Genomic DNA, 235 nt, shown 5'->3' on the forward strand with positions numbered 1-235 from the left:
CTCTGGTCGAGCTGGATTACTCACCTGAAGTGAAACGACTGATGGCCTATAAGTCGAGAGAAATCATTAACAGTGGCCGCTTACAGTTTGAAGCGGAATGGGATGATCTCGTTCACTCGTTCTTAATGATTCGCCAGCAGACCACTAAGGTGAGTAACCAAATTACCTTTGTTTCTAACCGCAGCAAAATTGGCTCTCATGCCGATTTAGCTTGGGCTTCGATGCATGTAATGCG

General features: G+C 46.0%; 1 pseudogene. It reads left to right on the top strand.

Going from position 1 to position 235, the window contains the following annotated elements:
* Positions 1–235 (top strand): annotated as a pseudogene (locus tag JFU56_RS22780) (oxidoreductase); the annotation flags it as partial.

The organism is Moritella sp. F3, from assembly GCF_015082335.1.
GTDB lineage: Bacteria > Pseudomonadota > Gammaproteobacteria > Enterobacterales > Moritellaceae > Moritella.